At 30.1% G+C, this 1,162-nt stretch carries 1 protein-coding gene; it reads left to right on the top strand.

Annotated elements, in window-relative coordinates; translation table 11 throughout:
* The first annotated feature begins 232 nt into the window (after positions 1–232).
* Positions 233–1,027: a cation transporter gene (locus GUB10_RS15860; RefSeq protein ID WP_089665041.1), complete on the top strand. Its 795-nt coding sequence runs from the start codon at positions 233–235 to the stop codon at positions 1,025–1,027.
* Positions 1,028–1,162: the final 135 nt, after the last annotated feature.

Here is a 1,162-nt window from a genome sequence, read left to right as displayed (position 1 = left end):
CGTATAACAACAATTGCGGCTTTGTGTCCTGCGGACACAACCGCGCAAACATAAAAGTCGGGAATTTCAGCTATCTTAGTTTTTAAACAATCCGCAACTGATTGTTATACAAGACCGTTGTAGCCAATGCGGACATTGAGCATTCAGGTTAAAAACCAAATTTCTAAACAAGAAAGTTCTCAAGTATAAATTCATAATTTATCTTGCAAAAGCTAGATAAATTTAAACCTCAATGAATAAGTCAATTTTCGAAATTTCAAAAATGGATTGTCCTTCAGAAGAAAATCTGATAAGGATGAAATTAGATGAAATCCCTAGTATTAAAAATCTTGATTTCGATATTCCGAATAGAAAATTAACAGTATTTCACGAAGGTGAAATTCAATCTATAGAAGAATCATTAAACGGACTAAAATTAGGAACCAAAAAAATTAAGACGGAACAAACCGACCAAACTGAATTCAAAGAAAATTCTCAACAAAAGAAATTACTTTGGTCTGTACTAGTAATAAATTTTGCATTTTTTATAATAGAAATGACAACTGGCTTAATCTCAAAATCTATGGGGTTAGTTGCAGATAGTTTAGATATGCTAGCAGATTCTTTTGTTTATGGAATTAGTCTTTTTGCTGTAGGAGGTTCAATCGTAAAAAAGAAAAAAATTGCCAATTTAGCTGGTTATTTTCAAATTTTATTAGCGCTAATTGGATTTGCAGAAGTTCTAAGAAGGTTCTTTGGAAATGAAAAACTGCCTGATTTTTCAACAATGATAATTGTTTCAATTTTAGCATTAATTGCAAATGGAATTTGTTTATACCTGCTTCAAAAATCTAAAAGTAAAAAGGAAGCTCATATGAAAGCGAGTATGATTTTCACCTCAAATGATATAATAATTAATGTAGGTGTTATAATTGCTGCTTTACTAGTCAATTGGTTAAATTCAAGTAAACCAGATTTAATTATTGGAACAATCGTATTCATTCTCGTAATTCAAGGTGCTATAAGAATTTTAAAAATTGGTAGGTAGCCGCACTGGCAACAACAACGTATCCTATGAAAAGCAATAATCTTGTCTCTCAAAAATAATATTTTAAACTCTATTATCTCATAATCATTTAATTTTTAAGGCGTTGAATTTTTAATGAAGCTTTGCTTCAGTAAG

It is taken from the genome of Salegentibacter sp. BLCTC, from assembly GCF_015143665.1.
In the GTDB taxonomy this organism is placed as follows: Bacteria; Bacteroidota; Bacteroidia; order Flavobacteriales; family Flavobacteriaceae; genus Salegentibacter; species Salegentibacter maritimus.
This window is presented reverse-complemented; position numbering and strand designations above follow the sequence as displayed.